Annotated in this window: 25 protein-coding genes and 1 riboswitch; of the genes, 20 read left to right on the top strand and 5 right to left on the bottom strand. The window is 38.9% G+C overall.

Annotation, left to right across the window (positions count from 1 at the left end):
• Nucleotides 1-23: 23 nt before the first annotated feature.
• The 5 genes from gatB to QZ738_RS11850 all read left to right on the top strand — a co-directional run bounded on the left by gatB (nucleotide 24) and on the right by QZ738_RS11850 (nucleotide 6,215).
• Nucleotides 24-1,487, top strand: a complete 1,464-nt coding sequence (gene gatB, locus QZ738_RS11870; RefSeq protein ID WP_293787777.1) for an Asp-tRNA(Asn)/Glu-tRNA(Gln) amidotransferase subunit GatB — start codon at nucleotides 24-26, stop codon at nucleotides 1,485-1,487.
• The gene (locus QZ738_RS11865; protein ID WP_293787776.1) at nucleotides 1,487-2,599 is read left to right on the top strand and encodes a TlpA disulfide reductase family protein; all 1,113 of its coding nucleotides are present in this window, start codon (nucleotides 1,487-1,489) and stop codon (nucleotides 2,597-2,599) included. The genes gatB and QZ738_RS11865 overlap by 1 nt, the downstream gene beginning before the upstream one ends.
• A 104-nt stretch (nucleotides 2,600-2,703) precedes the next feature.
• Nucleotides 2,704-3,393, top strand: coding sequence for a response regulator transcription factor (locus QZ738_RS11860; protein WP_293787775.1), 690 nt, complete (start codon nucleotides 2,704-2,706; stop codon nucleotides 3,391-3,393).
• Nucleotides 3,394-3,626: 233 nt separating this feature from the next.
• The gene (locus QZ738_RS11855; protein ID WP_293787774.1) at nucleotides 3,627-4,349 is read left to right on the top strand and encodes an RluA family pseudouridine synthase; all 723 of its coding nucleotides are present in this window, start codon (nucleotides 3,627-3,629) and stop codon (nucleotides 4,347-4,349) included.
• Nucleotides 4,350-4,424: 75 nt separating this feature from the next.
• Nucleotides 4,425-6,215 carry a chloride channel protein gene (locus tag QZ738_RS11850; RefSeq protein ID WP_293787773.1) on the top strand — a complete coding sequence of 597 codons (1,791 nt, stop codon included), beginning with the start codon at nucleotides 4,425-4,427 and terminating at the stop codon, nucleotides 6,213-6,215.
• Between the two features lie 191 nt (nucleotides 6,216-6,406).
• Here QZ738_RS11850 and QZ738_RS11845 read toward each other — a convergent pair whose 3' ends face one another.
• Entirely contained in the window at nucleotides 6,407-7,810 is a 1,404-nt protein-coding gene (locus QZ738_RS11845) for a sigma-54 dependent transcriptional regulator (protein WP_293787772.1), read from the bottom strand.
• A gap of 105 nt (nucleotides 7,811-7,915) precedes the next feature.
• Entirely contained in the window at nucleotides 7,916-9,073 is a 1,158-nt protein-coding gene (locus QZ738_RS11840) for a serine hydrolase (protein ID WP_293787770.1), read from the bottom strand.
• A 170-nt stretch (nucleotides 9,074-9,243) separates the two neighbouring features.
• Nucleotides 9,244-9,440: riboswitch (cobalamin riboswitch) on the top strand.
• A 97-nt stretch (nucleotides 9,441-9,537) separates the two neighbouring features.
• Between QZ738_RS11840 and QZ738_RS11835 the strand changes: the two genes are divergently transcribed.
• The 7 genes from QZ738_RS11835 (at nucleotide 9,538) to QZ738_RS11805 (ending at nucleotide 15,588) form a co-directional block, all read left to right on the top strand.
• Nucleotides 9,538-11,406, top strand: coding sequence for a TonB-dependent siderophore receptor (locus QZ738_RS11835; RefSeq protein WP_293787768.1), 1,869 nt, complete (start codon nucleotides 9,538-9,540; stop codon nucleotides 11,404-11,406).
• 40 nt (nucleotides 11,407-11,446) lie between these two features.
• On the top strand, nucleotides 11,447-12,040 hold the full coding sequence (locus tag QZ738_RS11830; protein ID WP_293787766.1) for a DUF6580 family putative transport protein: 594 nt from the start codon (nucleotides 11,447-11,449) through the stop codon (nucleotides 12,038-12,040).
• A gap of 123 nt (nucleotides 12,041-12,163) precedes the next feature.
• Nucleotides 12,164-13,105: an ABC transporter substrate-binding protein gene (locus QZ738_RS11825; RefSeq protein ID WP_293787764.1), complete on the top strand. Its 942-nt coding sequence runs from the start codon at nucleotides 12,164-12,166 to the stop codon at nucleotides 13,103-13,105.
• 22 nt (nucleotides 13,106-13,127) lie between these two features.
• Nucleotides 13,128-13,811 (top strand): Sir2 family NAD-dependent protein deacetylase, encoded by a 684-nt coding sequence (locus QZ738_RS11820; RefSeq protein WP_293787762.1) that lies wholly within the window; start codon nucleotides 13,128-13,130, stop codon nucleotides 13,809-13,811.
• The gene (locus QZ738_RS11815; RefSeq protein WP_293787760.1) at nucleotides 13,804-14,526 is read left to right on the top strand and encodes a diphthine--ammonia ligase; all 723 of its coding nucleotides are present in this window, start codon (nucleotides 13,804-13,806) and stop codon (nucleotides 14,524-14,526) included. Before QZ738_RS11820 ends, QZ738_RS11815 begins: the two co-directional genes overlap by 8 nt.
• A 133-nt stretch (nucleotides 14,527-14,659) precedes the next feature.
• On the top strand, nucleotides 14,660-15,151 hold the full coding sequence (locus tag QZ738_RS11810) for a YMGG-like glycine zipper-containing protein (protein WP_293787758.1): 492 nt from the start codon (nucleotides 14,660-14,662) through the stop codon (nucleotides 15,149-15,151).
• Between the two features lie 98 nt (nucleotides 15,152-15,249).
• Nucleotides 15,250-15,588 (top strand): Dabb family protein, encoded by a 339-nt coding sequence (locus QZ738_RS11805; RefSeq protein ID WP_293787756.1) that lies wholly within the window; start codon nucleotides 15,250-15,252, stop codon nucleotides 15,586-15,588.
• Nucleotides 15,589-16,037: 449 nt separating this feature from the next.
• Here QZ738_RS11805 and QZ738_RS11800 read toward each other — a convergent pair whose 3' ends face one another.
• The gene (locus QZ738_RS11800; RefSeq protein WP_293787754.1) at nucleotides 16,038-16,289 is read right to left on the bottom strand and encodes a hypothetical protein; all 252 of its coding nucleotides are present in this window, start codon (nucleotides 16,287-16,289) and stop codon (nucleotides 16,038-16,040) included.
• Nucleotides 16,290-16,301: 12 nt separating this feature from the next.
• Nucleotides 16,302-16,991 (bottom strand): DUF3291 domain-containing protein, encoded by a 690-nt coding sequence (locus QZ738_RS11795; RefSeq protein WP_293787752.1) that lies wholly within the window; start codon nucleotides 16,989-16,991, stop codon nucleotides 16,302-16,304.
• A gap of 128 nt (nucleotides 16,992-17,119) precedes the next feature.
• On the opposite strand from QZ738_RS11795, the gene QZ738_RS11790 reads away from it, so the two are divergent.
• The 8 genes from QZ738_RS11790 to QZ738_RS11755 all read left to right on the top strand — a co-directional run bounded on the left by QZ738_RS11790 (nucleotide 17,120) and on the right by QZ738_RS11755 (nucleotide 23,410).
• Nucleotides 17,120-17,599, top strand: coding sequence for a GAF domain-containing protein (locus tag QZ738_RS11790; protein WP_293787750.1), 480 nt, complete (start codon nucleotides 17,120-17,122; stop codon nucleotides 17,597-17,599).
• Between the two features lie 12 nt (nucleotides 17,600-17,611).
• Nucleotides 17,612-18,217, top strand: a complete 606-nt coding sequence (locus QZ738_RS11785; RefSeq protein WP_293787748.1) for a DNA-3-methyladenine glycosylase — start codon at nucleotides 17,612-17,614, stop codon at nucleotides 18,215-18,217.
• A gap of 53 nt (nucleotides 18,218-18,270) precedes the next feature.
• Nucleotides 18,271-18,759 (top strand): pyridoxamine 5'-phosphate oxidase family protein, encoded by a 489-nt coding sequence (locus tag QZ738_RS11780; protein WP_293787746.1) that lies wholly within the window; start codon nucleotides 18,271-18,273, stop codon nucleotides 18,757-18,759.
• 65 nt (nucleotides 18,760-18,824) lie between these two features.
• Nucleotides 18,825-20,114, top strand: a complete 1,290-nt coding sequence (gene kynU, locus QZ738_RS11775; protein ID WP_293787744.1) for a kynureninase — start codon at nucleotides 18,825-18,827, stop codon at nucleotides 20,112-20,114.
• A gap of 35 nt (nucleotides 20,115-20,149) precedes the next feature.
• Nucleotides 20,150-21,010, top strand: a complete 861-nt coding sequence (locus QZ738_RS11770; protein WP_293787742.1) for a bestrophin family protein — start codon at nucleotides 20,150-20,152, stop codon at nucleotides 21,008-21,010.
• Nucleotides 21,010-21,912 (top strand): histone deacetylase, encoded by a 903-nt coding sequence (locus tag QZ738_RS11765; RefSeq protein WP_293787740.1) that lies wholly within the window; start codon nucleotides 21,010-21,012, stop codon nucleotides 21,910-21,912. Before QZ738_RS11770 ends, QZ738_RS11765 begins: the two co-directional genes overlap by 1 nt.
• A gap of 41 nt (nucleotides 21,913-21,953) precedes the next feature.
• Nucleotides 21,954-22,637, top strand: a complete 684-nt coding sequence (locus tag QZ738_RS11760; RefSeq protein WP_293787738.1) for a pseudouridine synthase — start codon at nucleotides 21,954-21,956, stop codon at nucleotides 22,635-22,637.
• 38 nt (nucleotides 22,638-22,675) lie between these two features.
• Nucleotides 22,676-23,410, top strand: coding sequence for a hypothetical protein (locus tag QZ738_RS11755; protein ID WP_293787736.1), 735 nt, complete (start codon nucleotides 22,676-22,678; stop codon nucleotides 23,408-23,410).
• Nucleotides 23,411-23,609: 199 nt separating this feature from the next.
• Here QZ738_RS11755 and QZ738_RS11750 read toward each other — a convergent pair whose 3' ends face one another.
• Nucleotides 23,610-24,962, bottom strand: a complete 1,353-nt coding sequence (locus QZ738_RS11750) for an MATE family efflux transporter (RefSeq protein WP_293787734.1) — start codon at nucleotides 24,960-24,962, stop codon at nucleotides 23,610-23,612.
• Nucleotides 24,963-25,425: the final 463 nt, after the last annotated feature.

The following is a 25,425-nucleotide window of genomic DNA, read 5'->3' as shown; positions in this document are numbered from 1 at the left end:
CTTATAATATTAAGAAGCTTTAAATGCCTTTACAAGAAATAAGCCCCCAAACTGCTTTCGAACTCGTTTCTGGATTAGAGATCCATGTTCAGTTGAATACAAATACCAAAATATTTTCTGCTGATAGTGCATCTTTTGGGGCTTTGCCTAATCAAAATATATCTACGGTTTCGCTGGCATTGCCCGGGGCCTTGCCCAAGTTAAATAAAGAAGTAGTGGCAAAAGCTATCCGTATTGGTTTAGCTTTAAATTGTACCATCAACCAGATCAATCATTTCGACCGGAAAAACTATTTCTATGCCGATTTGCCTAAAGGATATCAGATTACCCAGGATAATCAACCTATCTGTGTAAATGGCTTTTTAGAAATTGAATTGGCTGATGGTTCTACCAAAAAGATCGGCATTAACCGTATCCACCTGGAGGAAGATGCAGGTAAAAGTATTCATGATCAGGATGAAAACTACTCTTTGGTTGATTTAAACCGGGCAGGTGTGCCGCTGATTGAAATCGTGACTGAACCCGATATCCGGAGTTCGGAAGAAGCTTCCGTTTTGTTAAGTGAAATCAGGAAATTGGTAAGACATTTAAATGTAAGTGACGGGAATATGGAGGAAGGTAGTTTACGCTGTGATGCCAACATCTCTATACGTCCACAAGGCGATAACGGGTTTGGAACGCGCTGCGAAGTGAAAAACCTAAACTCGATGCGCCATGTGCGCAGGGCAATGGATTTTGAATTTGGGCGTCAGGTAGAAGCGATCAGCAATGGCGAAAGAATTATCCAGAGCACCTTGAATTTTGATGCCGATAAAGGGACGACTTCTCCAATGCGTACCAAAGAAGAAGCCAATGATTACCGTTATTTTTCTGATCCTGATTTACAACCTATTTATATTTCGGATGATTGGTTGGCAGAAATTAAATCTTTGATGCCGCCTTTGCCAAATGAAATTTCTAAACAGATGGTTGCCGATTTCGGGATCAGTAAAGCTGATGCAGTACTTTTTGCTGAAGATCTAGATCTGTTGAATTACTTCAACCAGGCTCAATCAGCTGTTCAAAACAAAAAAAGTTTAATAAACTGGTTAATCGGCCCAATTAGAGCTGTTTTAAATGAAAAAGGAATCACAATAACTGATTTCAAGTTAAAACCTTCACAATTGGCAGAAGCGATTAACCTCGTTGATGAGAAGAAAATCACACAACAAATCGCTATACAGCAATTACTACCCGCTGTTGAATCGACAAATGATGCTAATGTTACTGATCTGGCGCAATCATTAAATTTGCTGATTTCCGAAAACGGAGACGAACTCAATAGTTTTATTAATGAAGTGTTAAATAAATATCCGCAACAGGTAGAAGCGTACAGGAAAGGGAAAAAGGGCGTTTTAGGTTTGTTTGTCGGTGATGTAATGAAACTGGCCAAAGGAAAAGCAGACGCTAAAAAAATAAATGAATTAATACTAGAAAAACTGAAATAATGAGAATAAAACAATTGAGCCTGATCATGCTGATCGCGGTTGCTTTCACCGCATGCAAATCTAAAGATAGCTTTACAATTGACGGTAAATTCCAAAATCCTGGGGCGGAAAAGAAAGTGTTTTTGTACGGTATGCAAAATAGTAATATGGTTGCAATCGATTCAACCAATTTATCAGAGAAAGGTGAATTTAAATTCATTCGCAAAACGCCGTCGGTTGATTTCTTCAGGGTGTCAATAGGAAACCATGAGTTTATGTTGATCGCAAAAAATGGCGATGAAATTAAATTGGAAGCTGATTTGGCCGATAAAAACATGGCATATAAAATTTCAGGAGCGAATGAGGTGGAAAAATTATCAGAACTAAATGCCATCAGAAATAATTTTGCTAAACAGGTGGAAAAGTTACAGGCAGATTTTGAAGCAAAAGTGGCAACACAACCTCAAAATAGAGCAGCGGTGTTAGAATCGATGAAACCTCAATACGAATCGTACATTAATCAATTAAATGCACAGATTATAAAATTTGCGAAAGACAACAAAGGTACGCTGGCTAGTTTTTATGCCATGAACACGTTAAGCCCGCAGGAATTTGAAGCTGAACTGGTACAATTTGCCGATGAGGTTAAAGAAGAAATTAAAGGTAATGCCACGGTAGATGCTTTTGTAAAACAGATGGCGCTTTTAAAAGCCGTTCAGGTGGGACAGGTTGCTCCGGCATTTACGATTAACACAGCAGATAATAAGGCCGTAAGTTTGTCGGATTATAAAGGAAAGTACGTATTGATCGACTTTTGGGCATCATGGTGTCAGCCTTGCCGCCAGGAAAACCCGAATGTGGTTAAGGTGTATAATAAATATAAAAATAAGAACTTTGATATTATTGGCATCTCACTGGATACCGATAAAGCTGCCTGGTTAGGTGCGGTGAAGGCAGACGGATTAACCTGGACACATGTTTCGGAATTAAAAGATTTTAATGGCGAAACAGTAAAAAAATATCAGGTACAGGCCATCCCAACCTCATACCTGGTTGATCCTGCCGGAAAAATAGTAGCCAAAAACCTTCGTGGTGATGAATTGGATGCTTTTTTAGCCAAAACGTTACGTTAAAACAAACTCCATGTTAAACTAATTTAAGTAATTAACAATTTCTTAACTTAGGCTTAACTAAATATTGCAACACAGATACTACTTTCGTAACAAATATTTAACTAATGAACAACGCAGGTCAGAAAATATTAATTGTTGATGATGAACCAGATATTCTGGAGCTTATTGAATACAATCTAAAGAAAGAAGGTTATCAGGTTTTCACAGCTACCAATGGCCAGGAAGGAATTACCGTTGCGAAAAAGGTACATCCGGATTTAATTATTCTGGATATTATGATGCCTAAAATGGATGGAATTGAGGCTTGCCGTTTAATGCGTGCCATACCGGAATTTAAAAATACATTTATGGTTTTCCTGACCGCCAGAAGTGAGGAATATTCAGAAATAGCGGGTTTTAATGTGGGGGCTGATGATTACATCGCAAAACCCATCAAACCACGTGCTTTAGTTAGCCGTATTAACGCGATTTTAAGACGGAATACCGGCACGGAAGAAGTATCTGAAAACAAATTGGAAATTGGCGATCTGGTAATCGATCGCGAAGCTTATCTGGTTTTCCAAGCTGGTAACAAAGTGGTATTGGCAAAAAAAGAGTTCGAACTTTTATATTTACTGGCATCAAAACCGGGAAAAGTGTATACCCGCGAATCAATCTTAAAAAATATCTGGGAGGATTCTGTTGTAGTAACCAATAGAACCATTGATGTGCATATCCGCAAATTGAGAGAAAAGTTAGGCGAAAATTATGTCTCAACCGTAAAAGGAGTGGGCTATAAATTCGAGTTAGTCTAAATACTTAACGTTAAAAGAAATAGGCCGTCCAGATCCAGCATCTGGACGGCTTTTTTGTACCTGAAATTTCGAGTCAGGTACTGCACACGTTCAGAGAGACGAAGATCGTAAAGCATTCTTCATGCAGAATTCATTTCAGCAACTTTGTTAATAACGACCCTGAAATAAATTCAGGTTGACGAGTGCCTTAAAAAATAAATCGTATTTTTGCACTTCATTAATTACTGCACGATTTGAAGTTTCCAAATTTTAAAGACCTTATTCTTTTCGAAGACAACGATTTTATTGTGATCAATAAACCTCCTTTTTTAGCCTCGTTAGATGAAAGAGGCGGTTCCGGAGAGACCAATGTGTTGCGTTTGGCCAAGCAATATAGCGATGATGCACAGGTTTGTCACCGTTTGGATAAAGAAACTTCCGGTGCTTTAATTATTGCCAAAAACCCGGAAGGTTATCGCCACGCTTCGATCCAATTTGAAAAACGAAAGGTAAATAAAACCTATCATGCGGTCGTAGATGGACACGTTATTTTTGATCAATTGATGGTCGATCTCCCGATCCTGAACGATGGCAATAAAAATGTAACCATTGACAGGACGGAAGGTAAAAGAGCAGAAACCATTTTCGATTCCTTAAAATACTACAAACACTACACTTTGGTGGAATGCAAGCCCATTACGGGGCGTATGCACCAAATCCGTATTCACCTGGCCACACAAAGAGCAGCCATTGTAGGTGATGAGATGTATAAAGGAAAACCTGTTTTTCTGTCTTCGATCAAAAGAGGTTATAAATTAACCAAAGGCGAAGAGGAGCAGCCGATTATGAAACGTTTTGCTTTACATGCCAGACATTTGGTTTTTAAAGGATTGGACGATAAAGAAATCGTGATTGATGCTCCTTATCCAAAAGACTTTGCGACCTTAATTAAATTGTTGGATAAATTTGATGCGTAAAGGCGGTCTTTAAATTGACTTCTGTCTTTGTTTTTCTTACTTTTGGGCATCCGTCCGCTATCAAAAAACAATAGAATGTACATCAGATTTGTAAATTACCTTGATAAGATTAACCAGTACCGGAAATCTAAAATATCAAACCGTAATTTCTTGGTTATCCTCGCCGTAATTGTTGGTATTTTAGCCGGATTGGCTGCCGCTGTTCTGAAAAGTTTAACCCACCATATCGAAGAATTTCTTCAATCAGATTGGCACTGGAAATATAAATATTACCTGTACTTTATATTTCCTATGATCGGTATTTTCTTAACCGTTTTATACATCAAATACTTTATTCGGAAATCTAAATTCGAAACAGGCTTAACGCCTTTGCTTTATTCTATTTCCAAAAGATCGAGTAAGGTAGAGGCGCATAACATTTATTCGCAGATTATTACCGCAGCCGTTACCGTTGGTTTTGGCGGTTCAACTGGGTTAGAAGCACCTATTGTAACCAGTGGATCGGCAATAGGCTCAAATATTGGCCGTTTATTGGGCTTATCTTATCGCGAAATTACGATGTTAGTGGCTTGTGGTGCGGCAGCGGGCATTGCGGGTGCATTTAATAGTCCTGTAGCAGGTATTGTTTTCGCTATCGAAATTTTACTACCCGAGTTTACCATTCCTGCATTTATCCCGCTTTTATTATCAGCGGCAACAGCAGCGGTAGTGGCCAGATTGTTTTATACACAACAACTTTTCTTTTTGGTTACCGAAGGCTGGAAGGTTGATGCCTTATTCTACTATGTCATATTGGCCTGCTTTATCGGTTTGTTCTCCATTTATTTTACAAAAGCAAACTATGCCGTAAAGGGGCTATTTTATAAAATAAAACATCCTTATACGAAAGTAATTGCGGGTGGTTTAATATTAGGTGCTCTGGTGTTTCTATTTCCAACCTTATATGGTGAAGGGTATATCACTATAAAAGGATTGTTAAAAGGTGATTATCACACCGTAATCAACAATAGTATTTTTGCGGATTATAGCTCGGTATCAGCCGTGGTTGTATTGTTTACGGTCGTAACCATTTTCATGAAATCGATCGCTACACTGGTTACCCTGGGTGCTGGCGGTAACGGTGGTACATTTGCACCCAGTTTAATTATGGGTGGTTTAATCGGGTTTATCTTTGCCTACTTGGTTAATCTTTTAGGGATAGCTCAGCTAAACGTCCCCAATTTTATCGTGGCCGGTATGGCTGCTGCCTTGGGTTCCATTATGCATGCTCCTTTAACCGGTATATTTTTAATTGCAGAAATTACGGGAGGATATATCCTGATGGTTCCATTGATGATTACCACTGCCATCTCTTATGCCATAAACCGCAGCTCACAAAAACATTCAATTTACACCAAAGCACTTGCTGATAAAGGCGAGTTACTGTCACATGAAGATAAAGATACTACGGTTCTGAATCAGATGAAGCTGAAATACCTGATCGAAAAAAGTTATCCCCGGTTGCAGATGAACGATTTAATTTCTTCGAAGATGACTGAAATCATGCAATCGCACAAAAATGTAATCGCTGTTACTGATGAGAACGGAGATTTTAAAGGCATAATTTATATAGAGGAACTATTTAACGAAATGGTTAATCATCCGGAAAAGGAAAATCTTCAAGCTTCTCATCTGGTACAAACTGCACCAGGCCTCATTATCGAAAATGATGATCTGAAAACGGTGTTGGAAAAAATGGAACAGGAAAATGTTTGGATTTTGCCTGTGTTAACCCTGCAGAACCAATATTTGGGGTTTGTTTCTAAAACCGCAATTTTCAATAAATACAGGGCTTTGCTGATGAGACAGAATGATTATATGGGCTAAACTTTGTGGTGATGTTGAAAGGTTGAAATGTTGTAAAGTTCAGCAGTTCTGATCACTGCAATTGCATTTTGTATCGAATCTATTTCGATTAGTTTTTTAAAGGTCTTTAAAAATCTGAAACTAAAAAAATTGGAATGTCGCCAGCATAACCTTCAACATTCCAACATTAAAACTTTTCAACCTAATTAGTACTATTCAGCTCTTTTCAAACCGAACTTTTCAATTTTACTATACAAGTGACTTCTTTGGATATCAATTTCATCAGCTGTTTTTGATACATTCCAATTGTTTTTCTCAAGCTTGAACTTGATGAACTCGCGTTCAGCATAATCTTTATAATCCTGGAAATTATTGAACGAATCAAAAGAAGAGGCCAGACCAGCACCGCCGGTACCCGCAATCTGTGTACTGGTCGCGGCACCAATGTTAGTACCACCTCCCGGGTTAGCAAAAGCACGTACATCATTTTCGGTAATCACCTTATCGCTTAATATAATCAAGCGTTCAATCATGTTGTGCAGCTCACGTACGTTACCCGTCCATGGTAAAGCTTGCAAAGCCAACATACCGGCGTCATTTATTTTTTTAACAGGCATTCCATAATCGCTGCAGATATCCTCTAAAAAATTCTGCGCAATAACCGGAATATCATCTATGCGTTCAGTTAAATGTGGAACATGGATATTAATTACATTCAGGCGGTGGTATAAGTCCATACGGAAGTTACCGTCTTCAATTTCCTTCAATAAATCTTTATTGGTTGCCGCTAAAACGCGAACATTCACATCAATTTCTTTCTCGCCACCTACACGTGTAATCTTATGCTCCTGTAAAGCACGTAAAACCTTTGCCTGGGCTGAGAGGCTCATATCTCCAATCTCATCTAAAAATAAAGTTCCACCGTTGGCCAGTTCAAATTTACCGATGCGTTGCTTAACAGCAGAAGTAAAAGAACCTTTCTCATGTCCGAATAATTCACTTTCAATGAGTTCAGACGGGATGGCTGCACAGTTTACCTCGATTAAAGGACTATCTGCACGATTGGATTTTTCGTGTAACCAACGGGCTACCAACTCTTTACCACTACCGTTTGCACCGGTAATCAATACACGGGCTTCTGTTGGTGCAACACGCTCTATGGTCTCTTTTATTTTGGAAATACTTTCCGATTCACCCAGAATTTCGCGGGTTTTACTGGCTTTGCGTTTTAAAACCTTAGTTTCGGTAACTAAGGTTCCGCGGTCTAAACCGTTCCGTACAGTAATTAACAAGCGATTTAAATCAGGTGGTTTCGAGATAAAATCGAAAGCCCCTTTTTTGCTGGCCTCAATAGCAGTTTCAACGGTGCCATGGCCGGATATCATAATGAATGGCAGGTCTGGTTTAATAATCTGTGCTTGTTCCAGCACTTCCATACCATCCATTTTATTCATCTTGATATCGCAAAGAACCAGATCGAAATTTCCCTTTTTGATCATTTCGAGGCCGTCAATACCGTTGTCGATATCTTCAACATCATAATTTTCATATTCCAGAATCTCGCGTAAGGTACTCCTTATCGCGCGTTCATCGTCAATTATTAATAATTTAGCCATTACAGATGTAAACTTCTATTTCAAATACGAATATATTGTTTTTTAATTAATGTATAGTTTTTTATACAATTTATAGGCTATAAACCCAAAAGGGTGAAAAAGGTTTTAATGATAATCCATTTTAAATTTGCTGAGGTCGGGCCGATGTTTTTTAACTCTCTTTAATTCCAGATCGTAAATGGTCCTGCCCAGGTTTCTCATAAAAGGGAAGCAAACCGTATCATATTCGTATTTATTGTCGTTAAAAATTCCATCTTCATTGCTCTGCACTACTGCGGTAAGGAAATATTCAATTCCGTTTTTAAAATCAACGAAATAAGCATTCTCGATAATGAAACCGTAGCTGTCCCCATATTTATTAAAAATTCTGATGTCAGGTTCAGGGATTATCCGCTCACGTCCGTAATAAAGCATCTTGGCATAGGTTGCCCAAAATTCTTGCTGATCATACCTGGGATAGTCGCTCTCTGTTGGATATTTACTCATATAGGTGTAAATCAACCTGTAATCATCGGCCGTCAGATTAAATCGCTCTTTCATCGGGAAAGCTTCAGGAAAGATTAATTTTTGCATCAGCTGATGTTGATCGTTAATGGCAAAGGCATTTTTTCCCGCTAAACTGAAAGGTTTATTTACTAATCTGTCGGCACTGTCCAGGTAACCTTTACCCATTAACAGGTTATTTAGTTGCAGCTCATACTCTTTTGAATCGTACTGAGCCGGTTGATCGTATACTAATTGATTACCATTGTAAAACCTGACGGGGTTGGTATGTTTAGCTGACTCTCCCGCATCACCAATAGCCAAACGATTTAAAATCCGGCTGCTATTCAATCCATTTTTTTTCAGTTTTTCATTAATTTCTGCGCGGCCTATAAATTCAAATAAGCGATTAAAAGCATCATTATCACTGGTAAGCAGAATCTTTTTAATGTAATGTTCAATGGAAGGCATACCGCTTTTTGCGCTGGTATCTTTCAGCACTTTAGTTTGTCCTTGATATGAACTATCGGTAATCATAGTGCTTTTTGCACTTAATCCGGTATTTTTTAAGCGGTTTATCTTTTCGAGTGCAAAAATAACTGCAGCTAGCTTTACTGTACTGGCAGGATAAAAATAATGATGTGGATCTACATGATAACTGTAAGTTTTAAAAGTGGGTTTATTCTTCATACTACGGTTAACTTGTGTATAAAGGATTTGTATCTGATTGTGATCGGGATGGTTAAGCACGCCAGAAAAGAGTTCAGGTTTACTTTCCATTAATTTTTTTAGGAAGACGGTATCCGTTTTTTGCGCCATAACAGATAAGCTTTTGAGCAAAAATGCAATTATTAAAACCCTTTTCATGAGTGAAATTTGATTTCTAATTTAGCTTTTTTTGCCAAAATCACCATTTTCCATCATGTATTTTACATCTTGTTTAATTTTCTTACTTTTGCAGCGCTTTTGGTTTCCGGTTTTACACCCGGAATTAAAAGGGAATACAGTGTAACTCTGTAACTGTCCCGCAGCTGTAAGCTCTGTAACGTTTTTTCAATCCACTAGTCACTGCCCAATTCACTATTGAGCGGGAAGACAGAAAAAACGGGAGTAAGTCAGAAGACCTGCCTTTAGCGTTTAATTTCATAGCTTTCGGGGATTGAAGCTAGGATTGAGATATTAACGTGGTTCATATTTTCATTTCCTTTTCTAATCTGTTGGCTGTGGGCAAAACTCACAATCAAATGAACAAAAAAAGTATGCTAACTGTAGCAGGGCTGGGGCTCGCGCAGTTAATGATTGGCCGGGTGGCCAATGCTCAAACGCCAGATAGTTTGCAGCTCAAAGACGTTGTAATTTCTGCAACCAAAAACGATCAGAAACAATCACAAACTGGTAAAGTAGTTACCATCATCAGCCGCGAAGTATTGGAACGCAGTAATGGTAAATCGTTGCCTGAGCTGATTAGCGAGCAGGCCGGGATTGTTGTGGCCGGGGCAAGCAGTAATCCAGGTTTAAACAAATCGGTTTTTTTTAGAGGTGCAGGAAGTGCTTATTCAGTAGTTTTAATTGATGGTATCGTGCAGAATGATCCTTCTGGAAACGGAGGAGCATTCGATTTAAGATTGATTGCTATTGATCAGATTGATCACATTGAAATTTTAAGGGGCGGACAGTCTACCATCTATGGCTCTGATGCGGTTGCAGGTGTAATCAATATCATCACTAAAAAAGGTGGCCCGAAAGGAAATACCATTTATGGTGTGGCTAGTGCAGGTAGCTACGAAACCTATAAAGGAACCATTGGTTTAAATGGTGGCGTTGACGGTTTTTCTTATAATATCAATTATACCCATCACAAAACCGATGGAATTTCTGAGGCCGCTAACCCGGTAGGAAATACATCCATATTTGATAAAGATGGCTTCAAAACCGATGCTTTAAATGCAAACTTCGGAATCAAACTGGATAATCATTTTTCGGTAAACCCATTTGTACGTTATTATTATGGTAACTACCAATTCGATGGTGGTGCCTTTACTGATGCAAACAATTATTCTATCTTGAAAAACTTTGCTGCAGGTACTAATGCCAAATATGAATTCAATACCGGGAAAGTAACGTTAAACTACAGTTTTGAGAGCACCCGGAATGATGCGCACAGCCAGTATCCAAGCCTTAACGAAGGTCGCGTGTCGGTATTGGATTTGTTCTACAATCAGAAATTAGGCAGTAAGCTAGATTTATTGGTAGGTATAGATAACAGGGTAATGAAGTTACCATCAGCTACAAATAAACCTGAAACCAACATTTTTGCTGCTTATAGTTCATTATTCTTACATGATTTAAGCGTATTTAACCTGGAAGTTGGCGGACGTTATAATAAGCACGAACAATATGGCGAGAACTATACTTATTCGGTTACCCCAAGTATCAACATCATCAAGGAAATAAAACTTTTCGGAACGGTTTCCACAGCATTTAAAGTACCTACCTTAAACATGCTTTTTGGTCAGTTTGGCGCTAACCTGGATTTAAAACCGGAGAAATCACAAAACTACGAAGCTGGTGTTAATTTTAGCTTTGCAGACGATCAGTTCAGCTTGCGTTTAGCAGGTTATAAACGCGATTTAACCGATGCCATCATTTATGCTTACCCTAATGGATATGTAAACCAGGTAAGTCAGAAAACCAAAGGCTTTGAGATTGAACCGTCCGCTAAATTCAGTGTGTTTAATATCAGCGGTTATTATGCATATGTAGAAGGCAACGAGTTCAACTTTGTGGATAATGCCATTGCCGACTATCTTTTCCGCAGGCCAAAGCATACCTTCGGCATCACGGCAGGCGCACAGGCTACCCACAATTTATATGTGAGCGCTAATTTCCGCTATTTTGGCAAACGTACCGATGGTAATTTTACTACATACACCGTTGATCAACTACCTGCTTATCAATTGTTAAATGCCTATGCAGAATATGCATTGGCTAAAAAACGCGTAAAACTGTTCTTCGATACGAAAAACATCCTGAATAAAAAATACAATGAGATTATTGGCTACAATAGTTTAGGTTTCAATTTTAATACAGGGGTAATTTTTAATATACACTAATAAAATTTACCTTTGCACCTTAAATAATAACCAAAATAAAATGGCTCATTTAAAATTTAACCCCCGCACTTTTATATTGCTGTTGATGATTCTTGCCATAACGGCATTCCGTTTGCTGGTCACATTCAACGCTGATGAATTACAGTTTGCCAACTTTTCATCAATTGGTGCGGTGGCTTTGTTCGGAGGTGCCTATTTTAAAGATCACCTGAAAGCTTTCGCATTTCCTATACTAAGCTTGTTTTTAAGCGATTTTATTTTGTCAATCACTATTTTTAGTAAATACAGTAACGGCTTTCTTTACGAAGGCTGGTATTGGACATACATTGCATTTGCTTTAATGGTATTGATAGGTCAAATGCTGCTTAAGAACATAAATTTGGTAAATTTATTGGCTTCAATATTGAGCATTGTGCTAATTCACTGGTTGGTTACCGACTTAGGTGTTTGGATAAACAATCCGGCATATACTCAGGATTTAGCTGGTTATTGGAGCTGTCTGGTAAAAGCCATTCCGTTCGAAATCAGGTTTTTAGAAGGAACGGTCATTTATGGAGCTTTACTTTTCGGTGCTTTCGAAATTTTAAAAGCAAAATATCCGGTATTAAAATTGCAAATGCAAAAGTCATATTAACTGATTTGCTAGCTCAGCAGCCAATCGAAAAATAAATAGAAATCCTCTTTTGATTTAATTCAGAAGGGGATTTTTTTTATCTTAGATAGCTAATTACATTTTATCTTTTACATCTTACATCAAATGAAAGTCGTTTCCTTTTTACCCGCTGCCACGAAAATGATTTATGATATGGGCCTTCAGGATAACCTGTACGGGGTAACGTTTGAGTGTCCTAAAGAAGCAGCTGATCAACCCAAAATTGTGCGGTGTATCCTCGAAGGTAAAAACTACTCCAGTATAGAAATCGACCGGATTTTTTCGGCTTCAAAGGCACAGGGTAAAAGCCTTTATTGGGTAGACGATGCGTTATTAGAAAGCATCGCGCCTGATATTGTTTTCACACAGGACATCTGCGAAGTTTGCAACATTGATACCGTTTGTACCGAAACAGCTGTAATGAAATTAAGTAAGCAGCCAATGCTGGTTCCGCTTTCGCCTAATAGTCTGCAGGACGTTTTCGAATGTGCAGTGACCATTGCTCGGGCTTTGGGAAAGGAAGAAGTAGCTTTTAAATACCTGGCAGGCTTACAGCAGAAAACCGATCAGATTCTGGATAAGCTTCGTGAAAATAAATCACCATTGAAACGGGTGATGCTGATGGAATGGATAGAACCGGTTTACAATTGTGGTCATTGGATTCCTTTTCAGATCGCGGCTGCCGGTGGGGTAGATATGCTTTCGAACCCTGCAGGCGATTCAATCTTTACACCATGGGAAAAGATATTAAAATATAATCCAGAGATTTTAGTGATTGCTCCATGTGGTTTCGATCAGAAAAGAAGTTTGGAAGAAATGGAACTGCTTACTTCAAAAACAGGTTGGGATAATCTGGATGCAGTAGAAAATAATCAGGTTTATATTGCAGATTTTGACATGTTCACTCAGCCAAGTATTGGTACTTTGGTAGAAGGTATTGAGGCTTTAGCTTGCATGTTTCATCCTGAAATATTTAAAGCTGATAACAATATTGCCAAGAAGTTTATCACTTACGCTGAATCTGTTCAATCACTGCAATCAGTGTAACCTTTAATAAGTGTAGTGTGATATGAAATTAGTTGTACTAACAGGAGCGGGAATCAGTGCCGAAAGCGGATTAAAAACTTTTAGGGATTCGGACGGTTTATGGGAAGGTTATAATATACATGACGTAGCAACCCCCGAAGCCTGGGAAAGAAATCCAGAGTTGGTGCAGGCCTTTTATAATGAAAGAAGAAAGCAGGTTTTAGCGGCAAATCCCAACCGCGCGCACCAGTTACTGGCCGAACTCGAAAATGATTTTGATGTTGAAATCATTACCCAGAATATCGACGATCTGCACGAAAGAGCTGGTTCTAGCAAGGTTACTCACCTTCATGGTATAATTACCCGGTCACAGTCTGACCTAAGGCCTAACCTAACTTACCCGATTGCAGGTTCAGAAATAAAAATGGGCGAATTGTGCGAATTAGGGTCACAACTGCGGCCCCACGTGGTGTGGTTTGGCGAAGCAGTACCGATGATAGAAGTTGCGGCCAAAATTTGTGGGAAAGCTGATTTGTTTGTGCTGATCGGCACATCGCTGGCTGTTTATCCGGCAGCCGGACTTATCGATTTTGTACCGCGTGATGTTACAAAATATATCATTGATCCTAAAACCCCGGATGTGAAGCGCTACAAAAACGTAGTTACCATTGAGGAAAATGCCGTAAATGGGGTGGAAAAATTGAAAAACATCTTATTAAATGCATAAAAAAGCCTGCATCTTCAACTGGAGCGGTGGGAAAGATAGTACGCTTGCCTTACATTACGCCCTTCAGGATCCAATGCTTGATATACGTTACCTGGTTACTACCGTTACTGAACAGTATAATCGTGTTTCGATGCATGGCGTACGGGAAACTTTGCTGATTACACAGGCTGAAAGTATTGGTCTCCCTTTGTATCAGATCCGTTTGGGTGAAATGCCCGATATGGAAACTTACGACAACATCATGTGTATGCACCTGGAGAAATTTAAAGCTGAAGGCATTACGCATTCGATTTTCGGTGATATCTTTCTGGAGGATTTACGTAATTATCGTGAAAGTAAACTTTCTGAAATCGGTTTGAAAGCCATATTTCCACTATGGGGAAAGCATACCAGAGAATTGATCACCGAGTTTATCAACCTGAACTATAAAACCATCATTGTTTGTGCACAGGAGAATCTGAAAGACATTTGTGGAAAAATAATCAGCGAGGACCTGATTGATCAGCTCCCGCCAGAAATTGATCCATGTGGTGAAAACGGTGAGTTTCATACCTTTGCCTTTGAGGGGCCGATTTTCAATAAAAAGATTGATTTTTCCATTGGTGAACAGGTTTTCAGGACATATAGTTCACCTTCAAAAAATACTTCTGCCAATAACGATACTTGCGACAAACCTGCACTTTCAGGCTTTTGGTATGTCGATTTAGTTGATTAAATTTTCATTTTAAAAAACATTTTGGCATCATTTTTTCTTTAGTAGTGATAATTAACTAAATCATATATCACAAATGAAACTTGTTTTGGTGAGGTTAGGTAGCTAAACGGGTGTCATACTAAAATCAAAAATTATGAAAAGGATATTGGTAGTAATCGCATTAAGTTCTGTGATGTTTGCTTGTAATAACAAAGCAAAAGAAGAGGCTGCATTGAAACAGCAGGAAGCAGAAAAACAATTAGCCATTAAAGCCGTAAAAGATAGTTTACGCCTTGACAGTTTTAAAAAAGCTGAAGTGGCCAGAGTAGAAAAAGAGAAAGAAGCAAAACACCAGGCAGAATTAGCAGCTGCGAGAAGATCTAGCACCAGCGCAAGGAGATCTTATGCCAGTTCTGGCGGAAGCTCAAGCAGTGCTTATGGCGGTACGCAACCAACTGCAAGGAAAAAAGGTTGGAGCGATGCTGCTAAAGGGGCCGTAATCGGCGGTGCCGCCGGTGCAGTTGGTGGTGCTTTAATCGATAAGAAAAAAGGAAGAGGAGCTATTATTGGTGGTTTGGTTGGTGCCGGTGGTGGTTATCTAATCGGTAGAGGTGAAGACCGTAAATCAGGCCGCGTACAAAACTAATATCAGCCTTTTAATATTTGAAAAAGCGTTGCGGTCTAAAATCGCAACGCTTTTTTTGTACAGAAATCATTTCTATATTGCGTAAAATAAAATTCGTTATGACAGAACAGATAGCCGCAGATAAAGGTCAGATTCAACATTTTGTAATGTTCTGGTTGAAACCACAATTAACCAAAAACGAAATAGCCGATTTTGCCAACTTTTTTGAAAGCCTGAAGCCAATTAAATATATTAAAACGTTAAGTTATGGATTGGCTGCCAATACGCCGGTACGTCCCGTTACGGATAATTCTTTTACTTATTCCCTTACGATTACCTTTGCAAATATTGCGGATCATAATGCTTATCAGGAAGATAAAATACATTTAGATGCTGTAGAAAAATTTTCGAAAAACTGGTATAGGGTAGTGGTACATGATACGGTGGTTTCTGTTTAAAGCCCATCAAGTGCAGCTTTATCGTTTCTAACGCTTCAACCATATTTAAAACGAAGGAGTTGTGGGGTGAAAACTGGTGCACCGTGATTTCGACTGAGCGAAGTCCCGAACCTTCGGGAGAGAAATCTGTAAACTTTGGTAAAAGATTTATACAATGCAGTCGAAATGACGACCTTCTCATGAAATTTTATTGAAAAATATCTTTTTACAGCGTAATCTTTATTTCGTCCAAAAATCACTAAACTTCCTATATATTTGGCATAACATGGCGCAAAATTATATTTTCTTAATGAATTTAAAACTCATTATATCAAAAGATTAACCATATTTAGTTAAATTAATATAACAGATAGAAGACGGTTTTAATTATAAAGAAATCAAAAATTCAGAATATAATCCTGAATTAAATTGTAAGTGTTTATTTATCAACTTATTAACGGTGTTCATGTTTAATATTGATGCCTGTTGTAAGCTAACGTAAAGTCGGAACGCATCACTTTAAAACGTGCAATAACGGTCTGGATAAATTCTTCATCGATAATTTCAAATACATCATTTACTCCTCCGCCACTGAGGTCCAGTTCAGCAAGTTTATAACTTTGTTCAAAAGTACCTTGTTCAAACTTTACGATGTATTTTTGGTTCATCGAAAAAATGGTGATCTTACATTCCGGATGCGGAAGTTCTGCTACTACTCTCATTTATATTTTTATTTACAATTCTATAGATACACCGTTCAATGTTCCCCAGCTATCGATAATTGAAAAACGTGCAAAAAGCTCTTCTTTATACCATTTTCTATCTCTGGTGAGTTTAATCACATCAGCATGGTCGAAAGTTTTGTAGGCATAGTTTTTTACGCTCTCCGCATTTTCCCATATCGAAAATGTGGCTTGGTCAAAAAAAGGGTTTTCTCCCATACCGGCAGACAGAATAAATCCAGGGGCAATACGCATCGCATCAGCTGCCCGTTTGATATTCTGCCTAAATTCTTTCAATCTATTGAATTTAATTGCCGCACGGGTTATTACTGCGATTTTACCTGAAACGCTTTTATTTGTTTGGTCAAATTTAAATGGCTGCTGCTTTGACCATAAACCGTGACTAGTTAAAGGATTTAATAAAATCGTAAAACTTTCAACTCCAAAAAAATTAAACCATTTCATCACTACAGAATTATGTTGAAAATGATCATAGTCATTCCGATTATCCCAGGTAGTTAAAACAGCCCAATGTTTGTAATCTGGAGATAAATCAACCCGTGCATCTTTGCCACTTCCCATAAATTTCCAAAATCCACATTTTTTATCTAGCCATAAAGGTACTCTTAAGACCGCCATTCCTATAAAGGCAAAAGGGACAGTAAGGCCACGAAATTTAGTAATGGTTAAGGCTACAATCATAAACACCCGGTTAAGAGGCAAAACTAAGCATTTTCAGGATAGGTTCTCATTCAAATTTTTGTCATTAAAAAGCAGTTAGGCTCGCATCTCACATTTCATTATTAAATTTGAATCTATAAACATAAGAAATGGCTGAAGATTTAGTTATTACGAGAGATGCCTCTAAAGAAGCACAGTATCAATCCATCATCCCACAAATTGAAGCATTATTGTATGGTGAGAGTGATTTTGTTGCCAATATGGCAAATGTTACTGCCGCGCTTAAAGAACAGTTTGGTTGGTTTTGGGTCGGTTTTTACCTGGTAAAGCAGGATGAACTTGTGCTCGGTCCTTTCCAGGGCCCTGTAGCTTGTACAAGAATTAAAAAAGGAAAAGGTGTCTGTGGTACTTCATGGGCTGAAGCCAAAATCATCATTGTGCCGGATGTTGATGAATTTCCTGGTCACATTGCGTGTGCGTCAGCCTCCAGGTCTGAAATTGTTCTGCCTTTAATCGTTAACAATGAGGTTATCGGCGTGCTGGATGTTGATAGTGAGGTTTTAAATAAATTTGATGGAACAGATCAGCTTTATTTAGAGCATATTATAGCTGTTTTATTAAACAGATAATTTAGATAAATATTGAAATTAGAACCCGAATATTACCAGAATGAAGATGTGGTAAGCCTGGCAAAAGATTTACTAGGTAAGGTGCTGTATACTAAAATTGGTAATGAAATTACTGCTGGTATTATTGTTGAAACAGAAGCTTATTTTGGTGTAAAAGATAAGGCATCTCATGCTTATGGCGGGCGCCGGACCAACCGGACCGAAACTATGTATGGCGCAGGCGGCATTGCTTATGTATATCTGTGTTACGGTATGCATCATCTTTTTAATGTGGTAACCTCAGTCGAAGATGATCCCCATGCCGTTTTGATCAGGGGGGTAGAACCGCTTGTTGGAATAGACATTATAGAGCAGCGGAGGAATATGTCGCATGCAAGAGGCGCTATCTCAGCTGGACCTGGTTCAGCAGCAAAGGCATTTGGGATTGATAAGACTTTTAATGCCAAAAGTCTTTCCGGTGATGAGATCTGGATCGAGGATCAGGGGATCAGGTATGCGGAGGAATATATTGCATCAACGCCGCGTGTTGGCATCGCTTATGCTCAGGAGCATGCATTATTGCCCTGGCGGTTCTTTGTAAAAGGAAATAAATATGTGAGTAAACCAAATAAGGTTTAATTTATAGAAACCTTTTAGGGGGCTTGCTGTTTTTCTCTATAAATATTCAAAATATGAAAAACGAGAAAAATATAGCCATCTTAAAAGAAATGGCAGAAAGTGTGAGGACTTGTATGTTTACTACATTTTCTTCAGGTGATGAGTTTGGAAGCAGGCCAATGGGAACTGCGAAAATTGAAGACGATGGAAGTTTATGGTTTTACACCAACGAGTACTCCTTAAAATCAAAAGAAATTTCAAAAGAAAACAATGTATTGCTGGCTTATAGCGATCCGTCTAAAAACACCTATTTAACGGTTAAAGGCAAGGCAGAGCTGGTAGATGATAAAGTGCGTAAAGAGGCTTATTTCTCTCCATTTATAAAGGCCTGGTTCCCTGACGGAGTGGAAGATCCGAGATTAATTCTGATAAAGGTTACGCCTGACGAGGCTGAGTACTGGGATTCATCTGCGTCAAAAATTGTTGTACTGTTCAGTATATTAAAGGCAGTGGTTACCGGAGATACGCCTGATCTTGGTAAACATGATACGATGAAATTCTAATAAATTTAAAAGAATTGAAAAGCAGGATTGGAAACAATACCTGCTTTTTTTGTAATATTGGCCTGATGAATTTCGAAAATACCCTATCATTTGCTCAACTACAGGATGAGGCTGATCAGCTCCGTCACTTCAGGTCTCAGTTTTTATTTCCAAACCGTAATGGAAAAGATTTTATCTACTTGTGTGGCAATTCATTAGGGCTTCAGCCTAAAGTAGCGGCAGAAGTTTTAAAGGGTCAGCTGGAGAACTGGGCCAATTATGCTGTTGAGGGTTGGTTTGATGGAGAGGAACCCTGGATGTTCTATCATAAAGCACTCAAAAAGTTGATGGCTCCCATTGTTGGTGCATTACCTTCGGAGGTTTGTCCTATGAATACCTTGACGGTAAACCTCCATTTGTTAATGGTTAGCTTTTACCAGCCCAAAGGCAAGCGCTTTAAAATCATTATGGAGGGCGGTGCTTTTCCATCCGATCAATATGCGATAGAAAGTCAGGTGAGGTTTCATGGTTTCGATCCTAAAGAAGCCATTATAGAGGTTTTTCCAAAGGAAGGTGAAGAAATACTTCAAACGGAAGAGGTCTTGGCTAAAATCAAAGAAAATGCTGATGAAATCGCTTTGGTTTTATTTGGTGGAATAAATTATTACACCGGACAATGGTATGATATGGAGGCCATTACCAAAGCGGGACATGAAATCGGTGCAGTGGTAGGCTGGGATCTGGCTCATGCTGCTGGTAATGTTCCAATGGAACTTCACGATTGGGAGGTTGACTTCGCCTGCTGGTGCTCGTACAAATACCAGAATTCAGGTCCTGGAGGAATAAGTGGAATCTTTGTTCATGAAAAACATTTTAATAACGCTAAGCTGAACCGCTTTGCGGGATGGTGGGGCTATCAGGAAAGTAAACGTTTTAAAATGGAGAAAGGTTTTATTCCTGAAGCCGGGGCTGATGGCTGGCAGGTAAGTTGTACGCAGGTGATGCCAATGGCACTATACCATGCTTCGCTTCAGATTTTTGAACAAGCGGGTTTTATTGCGCCGCTGAGATCGAAAAGTATTGCTTTAACTGCGTATTTAGAATTCATTGTAAATGAAGTGAATAAAATTTTAGGGGAAGAACAATACAAGATTATCACGCCAAAGCTGGCAAAAGATAGAGGTGCGCAGTTATCCATCATTGCATCGCGTAATGGTAAACAGATTTTTGATGGCTTGGTAGCCAATCATATTCTTGGCGATTGGCGTGAACCTGATGTAATCCGCCTCAGTGCTGTGCCGCTTTACAACTCTTTTGAAGATATTTATCTGGCAGGGCAAGCACTTTTAAAATTAAGTAAGGCACTTTTACTATAAAGTAGACAAGATTCATTTGATAAAAAAATCGCTAAATGATTAATTATAATCCCAAAGATTGGAGTACCTTCATTTTTCATATTCACAAAAGTGATACCTTTAGAAAATTATGGCCATTAATGCTCGCAGTTGCTGTTTTTTCGGGACTGGTTGCCTATGCCGAATTAACTTTCTTTCAGCTTTCAAAGAGTAGTTATGTAACCAATGTAGGCATGATGCACAGTTTACTGGGTTTTGTTTTATCCTTGCTTTTAGTTTTCAGGACCAACACAGCGTACGACAGGTGGTGGGAAGGCAGAAAGTTGCTCGGATCGTTAACCAACGTAAGCCGTAACCTGGCCATGAAGATTAAGGCACTTAAACTGCCGGAGGAAGATGTGCGTTTTTTTGAATATGGCATACCCAAATATGCTTTTGGACTAAAGGAGCATCTGCGCGAAAAACTATATTTTGGCAAAAACAGCTTTTTGATAGAAGTAGAAGAGGGCAAACATATCCCGAACCAGATTGCAGGTAGTTTAGTGAACAGGCTTTACGGTTTGCTGGAAAAAGGTTTAATTTCCCAGGAACAATTTATTGTACTATCAGCTGATTTTAATCAATTCACCGATATATGTGGCGCCTGTGAAAGGATTAAAAATACACCGATCCCATTTTCATACAGTGCCTTTATTAAAAAATTCATCTTTATTTACGTGATTACCCTGCCTTTTGGATGGGTATTCAGTCTAGGTTATTTTGTTGTTCCGATTGTTCCTTTTATCCTCTATGTACTAGCAAGTTTGGAATTGGTAGCTGAAGAAATAGAAAATCCTTTTGGTTACGATGCAAATGATCTGCCGGTAGATCAGATCTGTAGCAATATTGAAAAACATGTAGGGGAAATCTTAGGCTGATGATTAAAATTGCCTGGCACCCGCTTTATGCGCATCCTTTACCCGAAGGACATCGTTTTCCGATGCTGAAATATGAATTGATACCGGAACAGCTTTTGCACGAAGGTACAATAACACTGCAGAATTTATTCCGTCCTGAGCCTGTTTCTGAAGATATTATTCTCCTTTCTCATGAAAAAGCATATTGGGAACAACTGAGAGATTTAACACTTTCTGCGAAGGATCAGAGACGGATCGGCTTCCCGTTAAATGCACAACTTGTAGAACGTGAATTGAGGATTACGCAGGGCACAATTGATGGCACCCATTTCGCAATAGATAACGGCATTGCTTTTAATGTTGCCGGGGGTACGCACCATGCAGGTAGCAATTGGGGTGAAGGTTTTTGTTTGTTAAACGATCAGGCTATTTCTGCTAATTATCTGTTAAATAAAAATTTAGCTGATCGTATCTTAATTATCGATTTAGATGTTCACCAGGGAAATGGCACAGCTGAAATTTTTCAACATGAGCCAAGGGTATTTACTTTTTCGATGCACGGAGAAAAGAATTTTCCCTTTAAAAAAGAAGTCTCAAGCTTGGATGTTCCTTTACATGATGGGATGGGGGATGATGAATATCTGTCGGCATTACATGTAAATCTGGACAAAGCTTTTGAAGTTGCCAAGCCCGATTTTATTTTTTATTTATCAGGAGTGGATGTACTCTCGACCGATAAGCTGGGCAAACTGGCCTTGAGCAGAGCGGCATGCAAGGAGCGGGATAAAATCGTGCTGCAGGCTTGTAAAGATAAAAATCTACCCCTGCAGATCAGTATGGGGGGAGGCTACTCGTCGGATATCAGTGATATTGTGGATGCGCATTGCAATACTTACCGGCTCGCTTTTGATTTATTTGGATAAGCGCTTTTGCAAAGCCATAATATCCTTATCTTCGCCGCTGTATGTTGGAGATCATTTATCAGGACGACAATCTAATTGCCATTAACAAGCCTCATGGACTATTGGTTCACCAGTCTTCTATTGCAAGAGATGCAACAGAGTTTGCCCTTCAATTGTTACGAGATCAGGTAGGCAAGCATGTTAGTCCGGTACATCGCTTAGACAGAAAGACAAGCGGAATATTATTGTTCGCCTTTGATAAGGAGTCTGAAATTGCTATGCACCAGCAATTTATGAATACAGAAACGGAAAAGAAATATTTGGCGATTTTACGTGGTTTCACTCCCGGTCAAATGGATATCAACTATCCTTTAGCTAAAGAAAACGGGACTATGCAAGATGCCTTTACGTCATTCATCACGCTTCAGAGAGCGGAGGTAGCCGTAGCTTTTGGAAAACATCCAACTTCCCGGTATTCGCTGGTAGAAGCTACTCCCAAAACAGGGCGGATGCATCAGTTGAGAAGGCATTTTAGCCACATCCTTCATCCAATTATTGGCGACAGGACACATGGCTGTAATAAACAGAACAAATTTTTTAAAGAACAATGGAACATGACGACCATGTTGTTGCATGCTTCGGAGTTAGCCTTTGTCCATCCCGTTACAAAAGAAAAAATCCACTTACAAGCCGGTTTACACGATGAGTTTAAAAGGGTAATGGATTTCCTGAAAATGGAAATGTAGCACAATTTTTAAAGCCAAAATCTGTTTATATAACATCTATGATTAAATACTTACTTTTTACACTCCCGGTTTTGGCACTTTTTGCAGCCAGTTGTTCTTCAGTTTATATGCCTAACGTGCCAAATACACCGATGTTAAGTAAACAAGGTGAATTTAGTGGAGGTGCACATATTTCTTTAAAAGGCAATACCAGCGTAAACGGTGCTTATGCCATTTCTGATCATATAGGTGTACTTTTTAGCGGTTCGAGAATGAACAGTGAAAGAAAAAGCAAAGATTTCGGACACAAACTGATTGAAATTGGCGGAGGTTATTTTGATACCTTTGGTGCGGACGATAACCGGATTATTGAAATTTATGCAGGCGTGGGAAAGGGCTGGAGCGATATTACTTTCCGTGATTATAAAAACGATATTCTCATCAGTTCAGAACTACAGGAAGTAGATTACCGAAAAACATTCTTACAGGTAAACTACAGTTCAAAAAAGAAAAATAATTTGCATTTGTTCGGAACCGATTTTCCCATTAATTATGGCACCGCTTTAAGAATCAGTCATATTAAAATGGACCGGTTTTTTTTGAATGGTGTAGTGCAGCCTAAGGAAGATAATATTTTTTTTGAGCCTGTTTTCTTTACCCGTATGGCACTCAGCAAAACTTTTCAGCTTCAATACACTACAAGTAGTAATATCGGCTTAAAGAACCGTAAGTACATGTCTGCCGGTAATTCTATTTTTACGATAGGCGTTGTGGTGAATGTTGGCGGAAAATAATTTAGTTATTCTTATTTGCTAAGACATTGATGCGACATCAATAAAATATCGTCATTTCACGCCACAATTACCGTCCTTTCGGGCGGAATGCAAAGAAGTCGAGAACCCTAAGGCTCAGCTAAATCTATCTCCAGGGTATTTTTGATACTAGATCTCTCCCGAACATTCGGGACTGCGCTTCAGTCGAGATGAAGATCGTTTAATTCAAACTCCTCGTCTTGTTCTGAAATCTTAAAAACAACAGGACAGAGGCCGTTAATAAGCCCAATGTTAATCCATACCAGATTCCGTTGACGCCCAGGTTAAAATGAAATCCCAATACATAGCCAATCGGAATTCCGACTACCCAATAGGCTAAAAAGGTAATTAAGGTTGGTATATTTACATCGCCCATACCTCTTAAAACACCTAATCCCACCACCTGCGTGCCGTCAAACAATTGAAAGAATCCGGCAATGATCAATAACTGTGCAGCGATAGGGATTACCGTAGCATCTTCCGTATAAATAAAAGGCATGAGATTGTTCGCTAACACAAAAATAACTGCTGTACACGACATGAACAGCAATATTACATGGTAGCTGGCAATGGCCGATTTACGGAGGTCGTTAAAACTATTTTTACCAAAGTTATTTCCGGTTTTAATCGTTGCTGCAGATGCCACGCCACTGGCAATCATATACGTCATTGCCGCTAAACTGATTGCAATCTGGTGTGCGGCCTGTTGTACTGCTCCTATGGTGCCAATTAATACGGCAGCACCGCTAAAAGCACTAATTTCAAAAGAATATTGCATGGCCACTGGCATCCCGATTTTGGCAATTTTAATCGCCCTCATTTTATCAAAAAAAGTCGCTTTAAAACTGGTGAGATATTTTTTGAAATGCTGCGAGCGCAACACGTAAAAACACATTACAGTGGCCATCAGAATCCTGTCTATCAAAGTGCTTAAGCCAACACCGCTCACGCCCATAGATTTGAGGCCAAACATGCCTTTCACGAAGATAATTCCTAAAATAATGTTAATGGCATTTCCCCAAATGGAAACAAACATAGCTTGTTTGGTAAAACCTAAGCCTTCTGCAAATTGCTTAAACGTCTGAAAAATCAATAGTGGAATAATCGAAACAGATAAAAGATTGAGATAGGGTTTCGCGTAGCGGACCACCTCGGGAGTTTGGTCCAGGTGATCGATAACAAAAAATATCCCCAATTGCACCAGTACATATAACAATATACCGATGCAGATATTGATCATTAAACTGTTCGATAAAAGCTTTCCGCATTCATCATAATGCTGGCGACCGTTTTCTTGTGCAATAAGTGGTGTTAAACCATAAGAAATGCCTAAGCCGATAACCAGAATAAGCATAAATATGCTGTTTACCAACGATACAGCTGCCAATTGAATGGTATCGGTAAAATGGCCTACAATAATACTATCGGCCATGTGTACCAAAGTGTGGCCCACCTGCGAACCTACAATTGGAAGTGCTAAATGAAGATTTTCTTTATAGTAGGGCTTATATTTGGTGTAAATTCTAGAAAACATAGGTTTGCAAAGATCGGGTTTTTGAACCTCAAAAAATAGAGATGTAGAAAAGTTAATGTCAAAAGCCTAAACAATAGACCAGGAAACAAGTTCAGGGTTGACCAAATTTTGGTAGCCAGTTCTCCTGACAATTGCGCTCTCATTCGTTATGCTGAACTTATTTCAGCATCGTTCCCTTTAGCTTCTGTATCGGCATAATACGATTAAAAAATATCCTCAAACACCCGTCCGACTGGCCGGGCGGAAGCTACCATTGACGTTAATTTTTAATTATTTGATAATTAGTCACTTATGAAATATGCATTTTCATCCAACAAGGCCTTCGCACTGAGTCTCCGTTCTACTTAAGTCCGGCCTAACAAATTTTTCGGACTCCACCGACCAAGCCCTATTACTGGCTTTGAAAGAAAAATTCTCAGCCGGCATTTTTTGTTACTTTTTGATGCCAAAAAGTAAGAGCCCT

Origin of the sequence: uncultured Pedobacter sp., assembly GCF_913776295.1 — a bacterium.
Lineage (GTDB): Bacteria > Bacteroidota > Bacteroidia > Sphingobacteriales > Sphingobacteriaceae > Pedobacter.
This window is presented reverse-complemented; position numbering and strand designations above follow the sequence as displayed.